This is a genomic window from Amycolatopsis sp. lyj-90, from assembly GCF_046549035.1.
Lineage (GTDB): Bacteria > Actinomycetota > Actinomycetes > Mycobacteriales > Pseudonocardiaceae > Amycolatopsis.
This window is the reverse complement of record NZ_JAJPWP010000003.1, coordinates 792,320-808,168: the sequence shown is the minus strand read 5'-3', so window position 1 is coordinate 808,168 and position 15,849 is coordinate 792,320. Positions and strand designations below refer to the sequence as shown.

General features: G+C 68.5%; 12 protein-coding genes. 5 read left to right on the top strand and 7 right to left on the bottom strand.

All coding sequences use genetic code 11. From position 1 onward, the window contains the following. Window positions 1–51: 51 nt before the first annotated feature. Window positions 52–2,223 carry a 3-hydroxyacyl-CoA dehydrogenase NAD-binding domain-containing protein gene (locus tag ACLJPX_RS15345; protein WP_410600641.1) on the bottom strand — a complete coding sequence of 724 codons (2,172 nt, stop codon included), beginning with the start codon at window positions 2,221–2,223 and terminating at the stop codon, window positions 52–54. Between the two features lie 10 nt (window positions 2,224–2,233). Then, window positions 2,234–3,442, bottom strand: coding sequence for an acetyl-CoA C-acetyltransferase (locus ACLJPX_RS15340; RefSeq protein WP_410600640.1), 1,209 nt, complete (start codon window positions 3,440–3,442; stop codon window positions 2,234–2,236). A 156-nt stretch (window positions 3,443–3,598) separates the two neighbouring features. Here ACLJPX_RS15340 and ACLJPX_RS15335 point away from each other — a divergent pair, with 156 nt between their 5' ends. The 5 genes from ACLJPX_RS15335 to ACLJPX_RS15315 all read left to right on the top strand — a co-directional run bounded on the left by ACLJPX_RS15335 (window position 3,599) and on the right by ACLJPX_RS15315 (window position 9,973). After that, on the top strand, window positions 3,599–4,783 hold the full coding sequence (locus tag ACLJPX_RS15335; protein WP_410600639.1) for a TetR/AcrR family transcriptional regulator: 1,185 nt from the start codon (window positions 3,599–3,601) through the stop codon (window positions 4,781–4,783). A gap of 52 nt (window positions 4,784–4,835) precedes the next feature. Then, a complete protein-coding gene (locus ACLJPX_RS15330; protein ID WP_410600638.1) occupies window positions 4,836–6,041 on the top strand; it encodes a low temperature requirement protein A in 1,206 nt (401 codons plus the stop codon). Between the two features lie 256 nt (window positions 6,042–6,297). After that, on the top strand, window positions 6,298–7,593 hold the full coding sequence (locus ACLJPX_RS15325) for an acyl-CoA dehydrogenase family protein (RefSeq protein ID WP_101610360.1): 1,296 nt from the start codon (window positions 6,298–6,300) through the stop codon (window positions 7,591–7,593). A gap of 18 nt (window positions 7,594–7,611) precedes the next feature. Beyond that, window positions 7,612–8,820 carry an acyl-CoA dehydrogenase family protein gene (locus tag ACLJPX_RS15320; protein ID WP_101610361.1) on the top strand — a complete coding sequence of 403 codons (1,209 nt, stop codon included), beginning with the start codon at window positions 7,612–7,614 and terminating at the stop codon, window positions 8,818–8,820. Between the two features lie 160 nt (window positions 8,821–8,980). Next, complete coding sequence (locus ACLJPX_RS15315) at window positions 8,981–9,973, top strand: MASE1 domain-containing protein (protein ID WP_410600637.1); 993 nt, start codon at window positions 8,981–8,983, stop codon at window positions 9,971–9,973. 3 nt (window positions 9,974–9,976) lie between these two features. On the opposite strand, the gene ACLJPX_RS15310 is transcribed toward ACLJPX_RS15315, so the two are convergent. The 5 genes from ACLJPX_RS15310 to ACLJPX_RS15290 form a co-directional block, all read right to left on the bottom strand. Continuing rightward, on the bottom strand, window positions 9,977–11,032 hold the full coding sequence (locus tag ACLJPX_RS15310; protein ID WP_410600636.1) for an alpha/beta fold hydrolase: 1,056 nt from the start codon (window positions 11,030–11,032) through the stop codon (window positions 9,977–9,979). 118 nt (window positions 11,033–11,150) lie between these two features. Beyond that, complete coding sequence (locus tag ACLJPX_RS15305) at window positions 11,151–12,014, bottom strand: SDR family oxidoreductase (RefSeq protein ID WP_410600635.1); 864 nt, start codon at window positions 12,012–12,014, stop codon at window positions 11,151–11,153. Between the two features lie 133 nt (window positions 12,015–12,147). After that, window positions 12,148–12,660 carry a GNAT family N-acetyltransferase gene (locus ACLJPX_RS15300; RefSeq protein ID WP_410600634.1) on the bottom strand — a complete coding sequence of 171 codons (513 nt, stop codon included), beginning with the start codon at window positions 12,658–12,660 and terminating at the stop codon, window positions 12,148–12,150. Between the two features lie 51 nt (window positions 12,661–12,711). Continuing rightward, window positions 12,712–13,866 (bottom strand): acyl-CoA dehydrogenase family protein, encoded by a 1,155-nt coding sequence (locus ACLJPX_RS15295; protein WP_410600633.1) that lies wholly within the window; start codon window positions 13,864–13,866, stop codon window positions 12,712–12,714. Beyond that, a complete protein-coding gene (locus ACLJPX_RS15290; RefSeq protein WP_410600632.1) occupies window positions 13,863–15,848 on the bottom strand; it encodes a biotin carboxylase N-terminal domain-containing protein in 1,986 nt (661 codons plus the stop codon). The genes ACLJPX_RS15295 and ACLJPX_RS15290 overlap by 4 nt, the downstream gene beginning before the upstream one ends. Window position 15,849: the final 1 nt, after the last annotated feature.

Sequence of the window (15,849 nt, the reverse complement as noted above, 5' to 3'; positions counted from 1 at the left end):
ATTTGCAAGTAACGGGCCTTTCATGTCACTCAGCCGAGACGGAGAAGGGGCCTACTCGTAGATCTCGCCCTTCGCGGCCTTCTCGACCAGCGAAGCGGGCGGGGTGAAGTGGTCGCCGTAGCGCTCGGCCAGCTGGCGCGAGCGGTCGACGAAGCCCTGCAGGCCACCCTCGTACTGGTTGATGTACTGGATGACACCGCCGGTCCACGCCGGGAAGCCGATGCCGAAGATCGAACCGATGTTGGCGTCGGCGATGGTGGTGAGCACACCCTCGTCGAAGCACTTCACGGTCTCGAGCGCCTCGGCGAACAGCATGCGCTCCTTGAGGTCCTCGAAGGGAACCTCGGCGCTGCCCGACTTGAACGCGTCGCGCAGGCCCGGCCAGAGACCGGTCCGCTTGCCCGCCTCGTCGTAGTCGTAGAAGCCCGAGCCGGTGGAGCGGCCCTTGCGGTCGAATTCCTCCACCATCCGGTCGATGACACCCTCGGACGCGTGCCCGTTCCAGGTGCCGCCGGCGGCCTCGATCGCTTCGCGCGTCTCCTTGCGGATCTTGCGCGGCAGCGTCAGGGTCAGTTCGTCCATCAGCTGCAGCGGCGGGGCCGGGTAACCGGCCTGCGAACCGGCCTGCTCGATCGACGCGGGCTCGACACCCTCGCCCAGCGCGGCGACGGCCTCGTTGATGAACGTGCCGATGACGCGCGAGGTGAAGAAGCCGCGGCTGTCGTTGACGACGATCGGGGTCTTCTTGATCTGCAGCGTGTAGTCGAAGACCTTCGCCAGCGTGGCGGGCGAGGTCTTCTCACCGCAGATGATCTCGACCAGCGGCATCTTGTCCACCGGCGAGAAGAAGTGGATCCCGATGAAGTCCTCGGTCCGCTGGACGCCCTCGGCGAGCGAGGTGATCGGCAGCGTGGAGGTGTTCGAGCCCAGTACGGCGTCCGGGTTGACGAAGCCCTCGATCTCCTTGAAGACCTTGTGCTTCAGCTCGACGCTCTCGAAGACGGCCTCGATCACGAAGTCGACGCCGGCGAAGTCCTCCGCCTTGTCGGTCGGCTTGATCTTGGCGAGCAGCGCGTCGGACTTCTCCTGCGTGGTCTTGCCGCGGGAGAGAGCCTTCTCCTCGAGCTTGACCGCGTAGCCCTTGCCCTTTTCGGCGCCTTCGAGGGTGACGTCCTTGAGCACGACGTCGATACCGGCCTTCGCCGAGACGTACGCGATCGCGGCGCCCATCATGCCCGCGCCGACGACGCCGACCTTCTTGGCCGTGTACTTCTCGAAGCCGTCCGGCCGCGAACCGCCGGAGTTGATGCTCTGGAGGTCGAAGAAGAACGCCTTCGTCATGTTCTTCGAGACCTGGCCGGTGGCGAGGCTGATGAAGTAGCGGGTCTCGACGGTGATCGCGGTGTCGAAGTCGACCGTCGAACCCTCGATGGCCGCGGCCAGGATCGCCCGCGGGGCGGGCATGTTCGCGCCCTTGATCTGCTTGCGCAGGTTCGCCGGGAACGCGGGCAGGTTCGCCGCGAAGCCCGGGTTCGACGGGGTGCCGCCCGGGATCTTGTAGCCCTTGACGTCCCACGGCTGCACGCCGCCCTCGGGGTTGGCCTTGATCCACGCCTTCGCGGCCGGGACCAGTTCCTCGACGGTGCCGACGAGCTCGTGCACGAGGCCGAGTTCCTTGGCCTTGGCCGGGCGGTGCCGCTGGCCCTGCAGCAGGACGTTCAGCAACGCGCTCTGGATGCCCAGCAGGCGCACGGTGCGGACCACGCCACCGCCGCCGGGGAGCAGGCCGAGGGTGACCTCGGGGAGACCGATCTGGCTGCCCTTGACGTCGGCCGCGATGCGGTGGTGCGTCGCGAGCGCGATTTCGAGGCCACCGCCGAGCGCGGCGCCGTTGATGGCGGCCACGACCGGCTTGCCCAGCTGCTCGAGCCGTCGCATCTGGCCCTTCATCAGGGCGCTGCTCTCGGTGATCTCGGCCGCGTTCTCCGGCTTGGCCTTGATCAGGTCGTTGAGGTCGCCACCGGCGAAGAAGGTCTTCTTGGCCGAGGTGAGGACGACACCGGTGATGGTGTCCTTCTCCGCCTCAAGGCGATCGACGACTACGCCGAGCGACTCGCGGAAGTCGGCGTTCATCGTGTTGGCGGACTGCTTCGGGTCGTCCAGGGTGAGCACGACGATGCCGTCGGCGTCCTGCTCCCAGCGGATGGTCTTCGCTTCAGTCATTGTCTCTTCCTCAGACCCGCTCGATGATGGTCGCGACGCCCATGCCGCCGCCGATGCACAGGGTGACCAGGGCGCGGCGCGCCTGACGACGCTCCAGCTCGTCCACGACGGTGCCGACCAGCATCGCGCCGGTGGCGCCCAGCGGGTGCCCCATCGCGATGGCGCCGCCATTGACGTTGACCTTCTCCTCGTCGAGGTGCAGGTCCTTGATCCACTTGAGGACGACCGAGGCGAAGGCCTCGTTCAGCTCCCACAGGTCGATGTCGTCCGGGGTGAGGCCGGCGATCTTGAGGACCTTCTCGGTGGCCGGGGTCGGGCCGGTGAGCATGATCGTGGGCTCGGAGCCGACGGTCGCGGTCGCCACGATGCGGGCGCGCGGGGTCAGGCCGAAGTCCTTGCCGATCTGCTCGTTGCCGACCAGCACCACCGCGGCGCCGTCCACGATGCCGGACGAGTTGCCGCCGGTGTGGACATGGTTGATGCGCTCGACCGAGTGGTACTTCTGCAGCGCGACGGCGTCGAAGCCGCCCAGCTCACCGATTCCGGCGAAGGCGGGCTTGAGCTTGCCGAGGCCCTCGACGGTGGTGCCCGGGCGACGGTGCTCGTCGTGGTCGAGGATCGTGACGCCGTTGATGTCCTTCACCGGGACGACGGACTTCGCGAAGTAGCCGCCGGACCAGGCCGCTTCGGCCTTCTCCTGCGAACGCACGGCCCACGCGTCGACGTCCTCGCGGGAGAAGCCCTCGATGGTCGCGATCAGGTCTGCGCCGGTGCCCTGCGGGACGATGTAGTTGTCGTACGCGGTGGCGGGGTCCATGAACAGCGCGCCGCCGTCGGAGCCCATCGGCACGCGCGACATCGACTCGACGCCACCGGCGATGATCAGCTGGTCCCAGCCGGAGCGCACCTTCTGCGCGGCGGTGTTGGTGGCTTCGAGGCCGGAGGCGCAGAAGCGGTTCAGCTGTACGCCCGCGACCGTTTCGGGAAGGCCCGCGTTCAGCGCGGCGGTGCGCGCGATCACGGCGCCCTGCTCGCCGACCGGGGACACCACACCGAGGACGATGTCGTCGATCACGGCGGGGTCGAGGTTCGGGTGCCGGACCTTCAGTTCCTCGATGAGGCCGACCACGAGATCGACCGGCTTGGTGCCGTGGAGGGCACCGCCCTTGTTCTTGCCGCGAGGCGTACGGATCGCCTCGTAGATGTAGGCCTCACTCACAGAAAAACTCCTCCGCGTACGGCGCTGTATCAAGGATGAACACAGCCGGATCGTACCGGCCAGTAGCCATGCTAATCGTCATTAACATAAACCGCGATAACCCCATGGTGTCAATGGGTTGCGATGCACGCAACCCACGCTATCGTGGGTTCACCTATGGATCACCCGACCGAGCGTTCAGCCCGACCGCGCGACCGCAAGGCCCAGCTGGCCGGCCTCGCCGCGGAGCTGTTTCGCGCCCGCGGGTTCCACGGCGTCGGCATCAACGACATCGCCGCCGCGGCCGGGATCACCGGGCCCGCGCTGTACCGCCATTTCGCGGACAAGCAGGCGGTGCTGTCCTACGTCGTGCTGTCCGGCATCGACGACATGGAGACGGCCACTCTCGACACGCTCGCCGACCTCGACACACCGGTCCCCGCCCAGGTCAACGCCCTTTTGAGCACCCTCGCCGCACAGGCCGTGGAGCGGCGCGAGGTCGCCGCGCTGTGGCGCTGGGAGGGCAGGCATCTGCCGAAAGAGGGACGCCGTGAGATCCGCCGCCGGTCGGGCGCGGTGCTCGCCGCGTGGTCCAAGGCGCTGCTCGCGCTGCGTCCCGAACTGACCGCCGACGACGCCGAGCTGCTGTGCTGGGCGGGGCTGAGCATCTTCGGCAGCGTGTCCGTCCATCACACGTCCGTGGCGAAGAAACGCTTCGCGCAGATCCTGGTGCAGCTGGCGGAGTCGGTGCTGCATGTCACACTGCCCGAGCCCGCCGAGCCGTCCCCCGAGACGCCGTCGATCGCGCTCGGCGAGCCGTCCCGGCGCGAGCAGATCCTCGCGGCCGCGACCGAGCTGTTCGGGCAACGCGGCTTCCGCGCGGTCAGCATGGAGGAGATCGGCGCGGCCGCCGGTATCGCCGGGCCCAGCGTGTACCGGCATTTCCCCAGCAAGGCCGCGCTGATGGTGGCGATCGGGCACCGCGCGGCCGACAGACTGGCGCTTGCCGCGGAACGCGCGCTGCGGACCGACGACGAACGCGACGCGCTGCGCAGGCTGGCGGCGTCCTATGTGCACACCCTGCTGCACACTCCCGAGCTGCTGGTGTCGTTCTCCGGCAGTCCCATGGAGTTGCCGGAACGCGACAAGGCGGACCTGCTCCGGGTCCAGCGGGACTACGTCGCGCGCTGGATCGCGCTGGCTTCGGAAGTCCGCCCGGAACTGAGCCTGCGTGAAGTGAAGATCACCGTTCACGCGGCGCTGACCATCGCGAACGACCTCGCGCGCACCCGCCGGGTCAACGGCCGCCCGAACATCGAGGCCGAGCTGACGACGCTGATGCACGCGGTTCTCGGCGTCTGAAAGTCAGCTCTGAGCAAACTCGCGTGTACTGCAAAGGAGTGAAGGGCACGATGTGCGCGTGCCCTTGCATCTGGTGACCCGGGACGAAGACCACAAGGTCTCCCCGCTGGAGCTCTTCTTCGATCTGGTCTTCGTCTACGCCATCACCCAGACCACGCAGCTGATGGCCGATCACCTCAGCCCGCTCGGCATCGGGCAGGGGGTGGCCATGATCGCCGTCCTGTGGTGGTGCTGGTGCGCCTACGCCTGGCTGGCCAACACCCTGCACGTCGACCGGGGCATCGCCCAGCTGGCGATGTTCGCCGCGATGGGGACGATGTTCCTCGTCTCGCTGACCATCCCGGAGGCGTTCACCGATCTGCCCGGCGGCCTGTACGCGCCTCTGATGTTCGTCGGCTGCTACTTCGTCGTGCGGCTGCTGCACCTGGTCGCGTACTTCGGCGCCGCGCGGACGGATCCGGGCCTGCGCAAGGTGGTCCTGAAGATGTTCGTCGGACTGCTGCCGAGCGTGGCGTTGCTGACCGTCGCGGCGTTCTTCTCCGGCTGGGTGCAGCTCGGCATCTGGGGCGTCGCGATGCTGGCGGACTACGTCAACGTCTTCCGGACGCGCTCCTCGGACTGGCGGCTGCACCAGCCGGGCCACTTCGCCGAGCGGTTCGGGCTGATCGTGATCATCGCGCTCGGCGAGTCGATCGTGGCGATCGGCATCGGGATCAGCTCGTACCCGATGTCGTGGCCGATCACGCTGGCCGCCGTTTTCGGGCTGACGCTGGCATCGGCGATGTGGTGGATGTACTTCGCCGTCGTCGCGCACGTATCCGAGCACAACCTCAAACGCGCGGAAGGCGTGGAGCGGGTGCGGATCGGAACGGACACCTACACGTTCCTGCACCTCCCGCTCATCGCCGGGATCGTGCTCGTGGCGCTGGGACTGAAGAAGTCGCTGCTGTACGTGTCCGACACCGAACACCACAGCCTTTCCGACGGCCTGCACGGGACGCCGATCTGGGCGCTCACCGGCGGGCTGGCGCTGTACCTGATCGCGCTGAGCGGGCTGCGGCGGCGGAACCTCGGCTCGTGGAACGTGCGGCGGCTGGTGCTCGCGGTCGTCCTGCTGGCGGCGACGCCGTTGCTGGAACTGGTGCCGGCGATCGCGCTCGTGGGTGTCGTGGCCGCGGCGGCGGTGGGGCTGGTCCTGTTCGAGCGGGCGGGCGCGGCCCGGGTGCGGCTGATGGCTGAGACGCCGGACCGGGGCTGAAGGGGCCAGGCCGTGAAGGACCCCTTGCCTACCTTGAGAGTAGCGATGGAGGCCTTCACTACCTTCGTGATCGCCACAGCCGCCCCACCCCTTCCCCTCGTGAGCAATCCGGGCGCCCTCACCACCCAAATCACTCACGAGCGTGACGTTCGCCTCCCCCGTAGTAGCGCATCCGCCCCGAGGGAGTTAACCTACTCACGAGTAGGTAAGCGAGGCAGGGAGACTCACCGTGGGTGCGCCTAGGAAACGAGACGCGATGGGCTTCGGCCTGTCCGCGCTCACCCGGCTGGCCGGGAGCAAGGTCATTGAACGGGCCGGACTTCGGAAGCCCGTGCAGAACCTGGTCAGTGCCGGGACGCGCAACGGCTTCCGGGTCGCGGGCGCGGCGGGACGGACGTTCAAGTCCGCCCAGAAGCTCGGCAAGCCCGCGCGGCTCGCGCCGGCCGAGGACACGGGACTGTTCGACCTCACCCCGAGTGAGGACCAGCAGCTCATCGTCGAGACCGTGACGGAGTTCGCGGCCGAACAGCTGCGGCCCGCCGCGGCCGACGCCGACGCGAAGCTCCAGGCCCCCGAAGGCCTGCTGAGCCGCGCCGCAGAACTCGGCATTTCGCTCGTCGGCATCCCCGAGGAGCTGGGCGGCATCGGCACCGAACGGTCGGTCGTCACGAACGCGCTGGTCGCCGAGGCCCTCGCGCACGGCGACCTCGGGCTGGCGGTCGCGGTACTCGCGCCGTCCGCGGTCAGCACCGCGCTGGTGTCCTACGGCGACGAGCAGCAGCAGGCGGACTACCTGCCCGCGTTCGTCGGCGAGAACGTCCCGGCCGCGGCGCTCGCGCTGCAGGAGCGGACGGCCTTGTTCGACCCGTTCAAGCCCGCCACCAAGGCCCGCCGCACTCCGAAGGGCTACCAGCTCGACGGCGTGAAGTCGCTGGTCCCGCGTGCCGCGGACGCCGAGCTGTTCATCGTCTCGGCCGACCTCGAAGGTCGCGGCCCGGCGCTGTTCCTCGTCGAGTCGTCCAATGCGGGCGTCACCATCGAGACCGAACCGGCAATGGGCCTGCGCGGCGCGGCGACCGGGAAGCTGCACCTGGAGAAGGTCGCCCTGCCCGCCGGAGCACTGCTCGGCGGCGGCAAGGCCGAGGTCTTCACCGAGGTCGTCCGGCTCTCGCGCCTCGGCTGGGCCGCGCTGGCCGCCGGTACCGCGAAGGCAGTCCTCGACTACGTGGTGCCTTACGTCAACGAGCGCAAGGCGTTCGGCGAACCGGTGAGTCACCGGCAGGCCGTCGCGTTCTCGGTGGCCGACATCGCCATCGAGCTGGAAGGACTACGGCTGGTCGCGCTCCGCGCCGCCGCTCGCGCCGAACAGGGCAAGCCGTACGCCCGCGAGGTCGCGCTGGCCCGGAAACTGGCCGCCGACAAGGGAATGCAGATCGGCAGCGCCGGGGTGCAGCTGCTCGGCGGGCACGGCTTCGTCAAGGAACACCCGGTCGAACGCTGGTACCGCGATCTCCGCGCGATCGGCGTGATGGAAGGCGCCGTCCTCCTCTAGGACTTTCGAAAGGCAATCATGATCAACCTTGAGGTTCCGAAGAAGGCCGGCACCCTGATCAACCAGGCGTACCAGGCCGCGGCCGAGGTGTTCCGGCCGATCTCGCGCAAGTACGACCGCGCCGAGCACACCTATCCCGCCGAGCTCGACATGTTCGCCGCGCTGCTGGACGGGCTGAACTCCTCCGGCGAGGGCGGCGCGGGCGCGGCGGGTGTCCGCCGGTCCGAAAAGAACGAGAAGCCGGGCAACCGCAACGGGTCCAACCTGAACATCGTGCTCGGCACGATCGAGATGTGCTGGGGCGACGTCGGTCTGCTCCTGTCGATGCCGCGTCAGGGCCTCGGGAACGCCGCGATCGGCTCGGTCGCCACGGACGAACAGCTCAAGAAGTTCTCCGGGCTGTGGGCCGCGATGGCGATCACCGAACCGGACTGCGGCTCGGACTCGGCCGCGATCACCGCCACCGCGCGCCTCGACGGCGACGAGTACGTGATCAACGGAGAGAAGATCTTCGTGACCGCGGGCGAGCGCGCCGACGCCGTCGTCGTCTGGGCCACTCTGGACAAGACGAAGGGCCGCGCGGCGATCAAGTCGTTCGTCGTCGAGAAGGGCACGCCCGGTTTCGAGGTGGTGCGCGTCGAGCACAAACTCGGCATCCGCGCCTCCGACACCGCCGTGCTGCGCTTCGAGAACGTCCGTGTGCCCGTGGAAAACCTCCTCGGCACGCCGGAGATCGACACCGCCAAGGGTTTCGCCGGGGTCATGCAGACCTTCGACAACACCCGTCCGCTGGTCGCCGCCATGGCCATCGGCGTCGCCCGCGCCGCGCTGGAGGAGACCCGGAAGATCCTCACGGACGCCGGGGTGACCATCGACTACGACAAGCCCGTCCACAGCCAGCACGCGGCTGCGGCCACGTTCCTGCAGCTGGAAGCCGACTACGAAGCGGCGTACCTGCTGACCATGGAATCGGCGTGGATGGCCGACAACCGCAAGCCGAACTCGCTGCAGGCCTCGATGGCCAAGGCGAAGGCGGGCCGCTCGGTCGTCGAGATCACGCTGAAGTGTGTCGAGCTCGCCGGAACCTTGGGCTACACCGAGGAATCGTTGCTGGAGAAGTGGAGCCGGGACGCGAAGATCCTCGACATTTTCGAGGGGACACAGCAGATCCAGCAGCTGATCGTGGCTCGCCGGATCCTGGGCAAGACGAGCTCCGAGCTCAAGTAGCGCCCGAAGTGCCGTGAAGGGGCCCGTGCAGCTGCACGGGCCCCTTTCCTGTTTATTCCCAACAAACTCCATCATCACGACAACACCATCAAGTGAACCGCCCCGACGTCCGGGCGGAGGTACTCTCGTACCTTCCCCGCCCGCCAAGGCCGGAGTCGCGATGAGACTCGCCGCTCGACAGTTCCCCCCTGCCGCACAGTGGTGCCTCATCGTCCTCGGCGTCACGATCTGCTACTTCGCGACCGGCCAGATCGGCATCCAGTGGGCGATCGTGCGGGAACAGATCTCACCGCTGTGGCCGGCGGCCGGGGTCGCGCTGGCGGTGCCGATGTTGCTGGGGCCGCGGTTCTGGCCGGGGATCTTCCTCGGCGCCCTCCTGACGAACATCGCCATCGGGCCTTCACTCGCCACCGTCATCGCGATCTCCGCGGGCAACACGATCGGCCCGATGCTGGCCTACGCGGTGATGCGGCGGCTGGGTTTCCGCACCCAGCTCGACCGGCTTCCCGACGCCGTCCTCCTGGTGACGATCGGGGCGATCGGAGGCACGGCCGTCAGCGCCGTGCTGGGCACCGGCGTCCTGGTCCTCGACGGCGCGCTGGTCGCCGGGGACTTCTGGTCCACGGCGCTCGTGTGGTGGACCGGCGACGCGATGGGCGTCCTGACGGTCACTCCCCTGTTGCTCCTGGTGCCGAGGTTCCGGCTGCCGACGCGAGTCTCCCCGGCGCGCTGGGGCGAAGCGATCGCGTTGGCGATCGTGGGCACCGGCACGGCGCTCCTCTCGTCCACCACCCCGGCCAAGCTGTTCCTGGTCTTCCCGGTGCTCGTCTGGGCCGCGCTGCGTTTCCGGCAGGCAGGGGCGATGCTGTGCTCCTTGTGCGTCTGCACTCTCACGATCTTCGCCGCCGTGCGCGGGCTAGGCCCCTACGGTTCGTACGCGCTCGTCCCCCGCATGCTGCACGTACAGGCCTTCGACGCCACTGTCGGGATGACGGCGCTGGTGCTGTCCACGATCGTCCTGCAACGCGACCGCGCGACCGCCGAGATCACCGAAGCCTGGCTCCAGATCACCGAAATGGTCGACATGATCGCGCCACGCCAGTCGTTGCGCAGCGCCATGAACCAGCGCAGGAGCGACGACCTCGCCGACTGAGGCTCAGCCGGCCTGTTCGTCGAGGAAGCGGTCGAGATAGCGCCACGTGGTCCCGCGGGCCTTCCGGCCGGTGAGGACGCCCAGGTGCCCGCCTGGCGCGGTCTTGAAGGTCACCGAAGGCGAGTTGTCCAGGAGGCCGGTGAGCCGTTCGACGGCCGCGCGCGGGGCGATCGTGTCGTTCTGCCCGGCGATGACCAGGGTCGGCACCTTGACGCCGGAAAGCGCGATGATGCGGCCGTTGAGGTCGACGGTGCCCTCGGCGAGGTCGTTGGCGCGGAAGAACCGGTGGTAGATCTGGCCGAACGTGCGCCCGGGGTAGGCGATCATGTTGTCCATGAAATGGTCGACGGCCTCGATCTGCGCGAGGTAGTCCCGGTCATCGAGATTCTTCAGGATGGCCAGCGGTTTGGTGATCTCCTTGCTGATCCCGGTCGCGCGGAAGACCCGGCTGACCAAATAGGACGGTGCGCCGCCGAGCACGCGGTAGATCGGGGTCAGCAGGTGACCGCCGGTGAGGTCCACCAGCGGGCGGAACGGGGCGATCAGCGGGATCGCGGTGAAGTCGAACGGCGACGCGATGGTCGCGATCGACTCGATCGGCAGGTCGGGCTGGTCGGCCGCGGTCAGCAAGGAGAAGATCCCGCCGAGGCACCAGGCGATGACGTGGACGGGCTGGCCGCCCGCGTCCTCGCTGACCTTGCGGATCGCGCGCGGGAGGACCTCGTCGATCCAGTGCTCGATGCCCAGGCGCCGGTCGGAGAACGCGACGTTGCCGTAATCGACCAGGTAGGTGTTGCGGCCTTCGTCGACCAAGTGCTCGGCGAGGCTGCAGCCGCGGCGCAGGTCGAAGCACAGCGCGGGCGCGGCGAGCGGCGGCACCAGCAGCACGGGCGGGCCGGACGCCGGGGCCTTGCCGTTCGTCAGCCGGTACACCGAACGGTTGGGGCCCTGGTCGATCAGGACCCGCGGCACCGGGCGGAGATCGGCGACACCACCGTTCAGCACCTTCCCGACGACGTTCGACGCGGCGGCGGCGAGCCGTGCCGGGGGTGTTGCCATGAGGTGCCTCCTGGAGGGATGAACGCGGTAATGGGCAATCTTGCCGCGTACGGGCGCACTACTCAACACCGTCGCCGCCCCAGGCCGTCCACTTCGGACGGTTGTTAGGCCGTCCGAGCTAAGAACCGGCCCCCTTTTCGGCCGCCGGGGCACTCCTCGCGGCACGCGATTCGTACTCCGCGCGAGCACTGGAATGCGTTGCGGAGGACAAAATCTTGTCGCCGCCCAGGGCGCGAAGGAGTCCTTCTCCGAAGCGGCGCGGAAGCAGTCGTGTGATCCTGCCCATGGCGTCCAGCGATGCGGGAACGAAGACGTCGAATTTGGGACGTCGCAAGGCATCGACAATGGCGTACGCCACATCTTCCGGCTGGACCGATTTGAAGAACTTCGCCTCGCCGAGCCCGCTGGCCAGCTCCGTGCGCACCACGGCGGGCATCACGCACGAGACCAGCACGCCCGTTCCGTGCAATTCCAGATGCACCGATTCCGACAAACCGACGACGGCGTGTTTCGTGGCGCAGTAGGTGGCGGCACCGGGGAATCCGGCCTTACCGGCCATCGAAGCGATGTTGACGATGTGGCCGGTGCCACGCGGGCGCATGCGCTTGACCGCCTCCCGGGTGCCGTGGATGACGGCGTGCAGGTTGATCTCGAGCAGCCGCCGCGTGGCCGCGTCGTCCTCTTCGTCGAGCGGCGCGAGCGGCATGATGCCCGCGTTGTTGATCAGCACGTCGATCGGGCCGACGCGCCGCTCGACCTCGTCGAGGAACTCGGTGAAGCCCTTCGTGTCGGTGACGTCGAGCGGCAGCGCCTCCGCGCCCAGTGCGGCCGCGGTCTTCTCCGCGAGGACCTGGTCGAGGTCGCCGATGACCACCTTGGCGCCGAGCCCGGCCAGCGCCTTCGCGGTACTCGCCCCGATGCCCTGCGCCGCTCCGGTGATCACGACGACCTTGCCTGCGAGGGAACGTTCACGCTTGGCCATGGGGGCTCCTCTGCGACTCCGCTGTCCGGGGCACTGTTGGCAATGTGTCAACTATGGTGCACCCGAAGCCGCGAAAAAGCCATCCATCCATGCCCCCGCCACCACCCTCAACGGAGGAGCTGCGCTCCCGAGCCTAAATCGGCGGCCGCTGCTCGAAGACCTGGCCGATCCAGCCGTTGACGTCGAAGCGCTCGGTCGGCTTGAAACCTTGGCTCTCGTAGTAACGCTGCAGGTCACCGTCGCCACCGGCCCAGCAGTCGACCCGCACCAGGCCGATCCCGCGCTCCCGCGCCTCGGCCAGCGCGAACTCGACGAGCCGCGAGCCGACCCGGTGACCGGCGAACCGGCGCGAGGTCAGCAGCAGGCCGACGTAGATCTCGGGTTCGTCGACCGGCGGGACGTGCGGGAACCGGTCACCGAGGACGATCGCCCCCGCCGCCTCGCCGCCGACCTCGGCGACGTACAGGCCCGGCCCGTCCGCGATCCCGCGCACCCGTTCGATCCGCTTCGGGATCGTGGACCACGGCTCGGTCCCCCACTGGCACTCGCTGCCCCGTTCGACCAGCCACGCGACAGCCTCGTCGAACATGTTCAGCAACGCTGGAAAGTCCCCAGAACCACCCTGCCGGATGATGAAATCGTTCATCCTTCCGTTCTACAACATCGTGAGGACGCGCGGTTCTGGCGTCAGGGATCGTCAGGCGACGCCGAGGTGCCGCGCGATCAGCATCCGCTGCACCTCCGAGGTCCCTTCACCGATCTCCAGGATCTTCGCGTCCCGGTAGAACCGGCTCACCGGGAACTCGTTCATGAAGCCGTACCCGCCGAAGATCTGCGTCGCCTCACGCGCGTTGTCCATGGCGGCGTTCGACGCGACGAGCTTCGCGATCGACGCCTCCTTCTTGAACGGCTCACCGCGCAGCATCTTCGACGCCGCCGCGTAGTACGCCAGCCGCGCGGTGTGCGTGCGCACCTCCATGTCGGCGACCTTGAACTGGATCGCCTGGTACTCGCCGATCTTGTGCCCGAACGCCTCGCGCTCCTTGACGTACCGCAGGCATTCGTCGACACAGCCCTGCGCGAGCCCGACGCTCAGCGCGGCGATCGCGACCCGGCCTTCGTCCAAAATGGACAGGAACTGGGCGTACCCGCGGCCGCGTTCGCCGACGAGGTTCTCGGCCGGGACGCGGACGTCGTCGAACGAGAGCTCGTGGGTGTCCGAGCAGTTCCAGCCGACCTTGGAGTACTTCGGCGCCACCGCGAAGCCCGGGGTGCCGGACGGGACGATGATCGCCGAGATCTCCTTGCGCCCGTTCTCCTTCACATCGGTGACGGCGGTGACCGTGACCAGCTTCGTGATGTCGGTACCGGAGTTGGTGATGAACGACTTGCTGCCGTTGATCACCCAGGTGTCGCCGTCGAGTTTCGCCCGCGTGCGGGTGGCGCCCGCGTCCGAGCCGCCACCGGGTTCGGTGAGCCCGAAAGCGCCGAGCGCGGTGCCGGCGCACAGCTCGGGGAGCCACTTTTCCTTCTGTTCCTGGGTGCCGAACCGGTAGATCGGCATAGCGCCCAGGGAAACCCCGGCCTCGACGGTGATCGCGACCGACGAGTCGACGCGCGCCAGTTCTTCCAGCGTCAGGCACAGCGCGAAGTAGTCGCCGCCCATGCCGCCGTACTCCTCGGGGAAGGGCAGCCCGAACAGGCCCATCTCGGCCATCTTCGCGACGATCTCGTACGGGAACTCCTCCCGTTCGTACAGGTCGCCGATGACCGGGGCGACCTCGGAGCGCGCGAATTCCTCGACCGTCTTGCGCAGCGCCTCGTACTCGTCATCCAGCCGAAAGTCGATCATTGGCCATCCTTTTGGGGTGTCACAACGGCTACGGTTTCGTCCAGCGCGACCTGTTGGCCCGCCCGGACGGGGAGTTCGCTGACCACGCCGTCGATCGGCGCGGTGATCGTGTGCTCCATCTTCATCGCCTCGACGACCACGAGCGGCGTTCCCGCGCTCACGACGTCGCCCGCGGCGACCTTGACCACGAGCACGGTGCCGGGCATCGGGCTGGTGACCGGTCCGGCGCCGCCCGCGGCACCGGCGGCCGACCGCAGCCTTTCCCGCTCACCGATCGCGAAGCTGTGGCCGTCCCGCGCAAGCCAGACGGTCTTCCCGCGGCCGGCGGCGTGCCGGTAACGATGGAAACCGGTGGGGTGCCGGACTTCCAGCAGGTCGCCCTCGCGCCGTGCGGAGACCCGCACGGCCTCGGCGCCGTCGACGCTGACGAGCGCGTTCGCCGGAGTGCCCTGCACCCGGACGACGGCTTCGGAACTTCCCGACTTCAAAGCGAAGTCGATCCCGCCGGACGCGCCGAGCCGCCAGCCGTCGGGAGCGTCCCAGGGATCGATGACCGATCCCTGCGGCTGCAAGGAAAGCAGCCTGTCGAGCGCGGCGGCCACGAAGAACTCCGGCGGTACCTCTTCGGAGACCAAAGTGGACAGTTGCCGGTCGACGAGGCCGGTGTCGAGCTTGCCGTCGCGGACGTCGCCGTCGGCGAGGAGCCCGCGCAGGAACGCGACGTTCGTGCCGAGGCCGAGCAGCGCGGTGTCGGCGAGCGCCAGATCGAGCCGGTGCAGCGCGGCCGCGCGGTCCGGTCCCCAGGCGATGACCTTGGCCAGCATCGGGTCGTAGTTCGAGCCGATGACCGCGCCCTCGCTCATCCACGAGTCGACGCGCACGCCCTCGCCGGACGGTTCGTGGACCGCGAGCACGGTCCCGCCGGTGGGAATGAAGCCCCGAGCGGGATCCTCGGCGTAGACACGGGCTTCGACAGCGTGGCCGTCCAGCCGGACGTCGTCCTGCGACACGGTGAGCACGTCGCCCGCGGCGATCTTGACCTGCCACTCGACGAGATCGAGCCCGGTCACCAGTTCGGTCACCGGATGCTCGACCTGCAGCCGCGTGTTCATCTCCATGAAGAAGAACTCGTCGGGTGCCTTGGCCGACACGATGAACTCGACCGTTCCCGCGCCCACGTAGCCGACAGACCGGGCGGCCTCGACCGCGGACGCGCCCATCTTCGCGCGCGTCGCCTCGTCCAGCAGGACCGACGGGGCTTCTTCGATGATCTTCTGGTGCCGCCGCTGCAGGCTGCACTCGCGTTCGCCGAGGTGGATCACGTTGCCGTGGGTGTCGGCGAGCACCTGGATCTCGATGTGGCGCGGCGTGGTGACGAACCGCTCGATCAGCAGGGTGTCGTCACCGAAGGAACCCTTGGCCTCACGGCGAGCGGACTCCACGGCGGCGTCCAGTTCGGCCGTCGCGTTCACCAGCCGCATGCCCTTGCCGCCACCACCGGCGGACGGCTTGATCAGCAGGGGGTAGCCGACCTTCTCCGCGGCGGCGGTGAAACCGCCCTCGGGAATGTCCACATCGGACGCGCCGGGTACCACCGGGACGCCTGCCTTGGACACCGTCGCCTTGGCGCGGATCTTGTCGCCCATGGCGTCGATCGCCTCGACCGGCGGGCCGATGAAGACCAGCCCGGCTTTCGCGCAGGCACGGGCGAACTCCGCGTTTTCCGCGAGGAAACCGTAGCCGGGGTGCACCGCCTGCGCGCCCGTGTCGAGCGCCGCCTGGACGATCGCCGGGATGGACAGATAGCTTTTCGCCGCCTCGGCGGGGCCGATGCGGACCGCGGTGTGCGCCTCGCGGACGTGCTTGGCATCGGCGTCGGCGTCGCTGTACACCGCGACCGAGCGGATGCCGAGACCCCGCAGCGAACGGATCACGCGGACGGCGATCTCCCCGCGGTTGGCGACCAGAACCGTGTCGAACATG

Coding starts and splice junctions, on each gene's coding strand:
- ACLJPX_RS15345 (WP_410600641.1), bottom strand. CDS start 2,223: ATGACTGAAGCGAAGACCATCCGCTGGGAGCAGGACGCCGACGGCATC.
- ACLJPX_RS15335 (WP_410600639.1), top strand. CDS start 3,599: ATGGATCACCCGACCGAGCGTTCAGCCCGACCGCGCGACCGCAAGGCC.
- ACLJPX_RS15325 (WP_101610360.1), top strand. CDS start 6,298: ATGGGCTTCGGCCTGTCCGCGCTCACCCGGCTGGCCGGGAGCAAGGTC.
- ACLJPX_RS15320 (WP_101610361.1), top strand. CDS start 7,612: ATGATCAACCTTGAGGTTCCGAAGAAGGCCGGCACCCTGATCAACCAG.
- ACLJPX_RS15315 (WP_410600637.1), top strand. CDS start 8,981: ATGAGACTCGCCGCTCGACAGTTCCCCCCTGCCGCACAGTGGTGCCTC.
- ACLJPX_RS15310 (WP_410600636.1), bottom strand. CDS start 11,032: ATGGCAACACCCCCGGCACGGCTCGCCGCCGCCGCGTCGAACGTCGTC.
- ACLJPX_RS15305 (WP_410600635.1), bottom strand. CDS start 12,014: ATGGCCAAGCGTGAACGTTCCCTCGCAGGCAAGGTCGTCGTGATCACC.
- ACLJPX_RS15300 (WP_410600634.1), bottom strand. CDS start 12,660: ATGAACGATTTCATCATCCGGCAGGGTGGTTCTGGGGACTTTCCAGCG.
- ACLJPX_RS15295 (WP_410600633.1), bottom strand. CDS start 13,866: ATGATCGACTTTCGGCTGGATGACGAGTACGAGGCGCTGCGCAAGACG.
- ACLJPX_RS15290 (WP_410600632.1), bottom strand. CDS start 15,848: ATGTTCGACACGGTTCTGGTCGCCAACCGCGGGGAGATCGCCGTCCGC.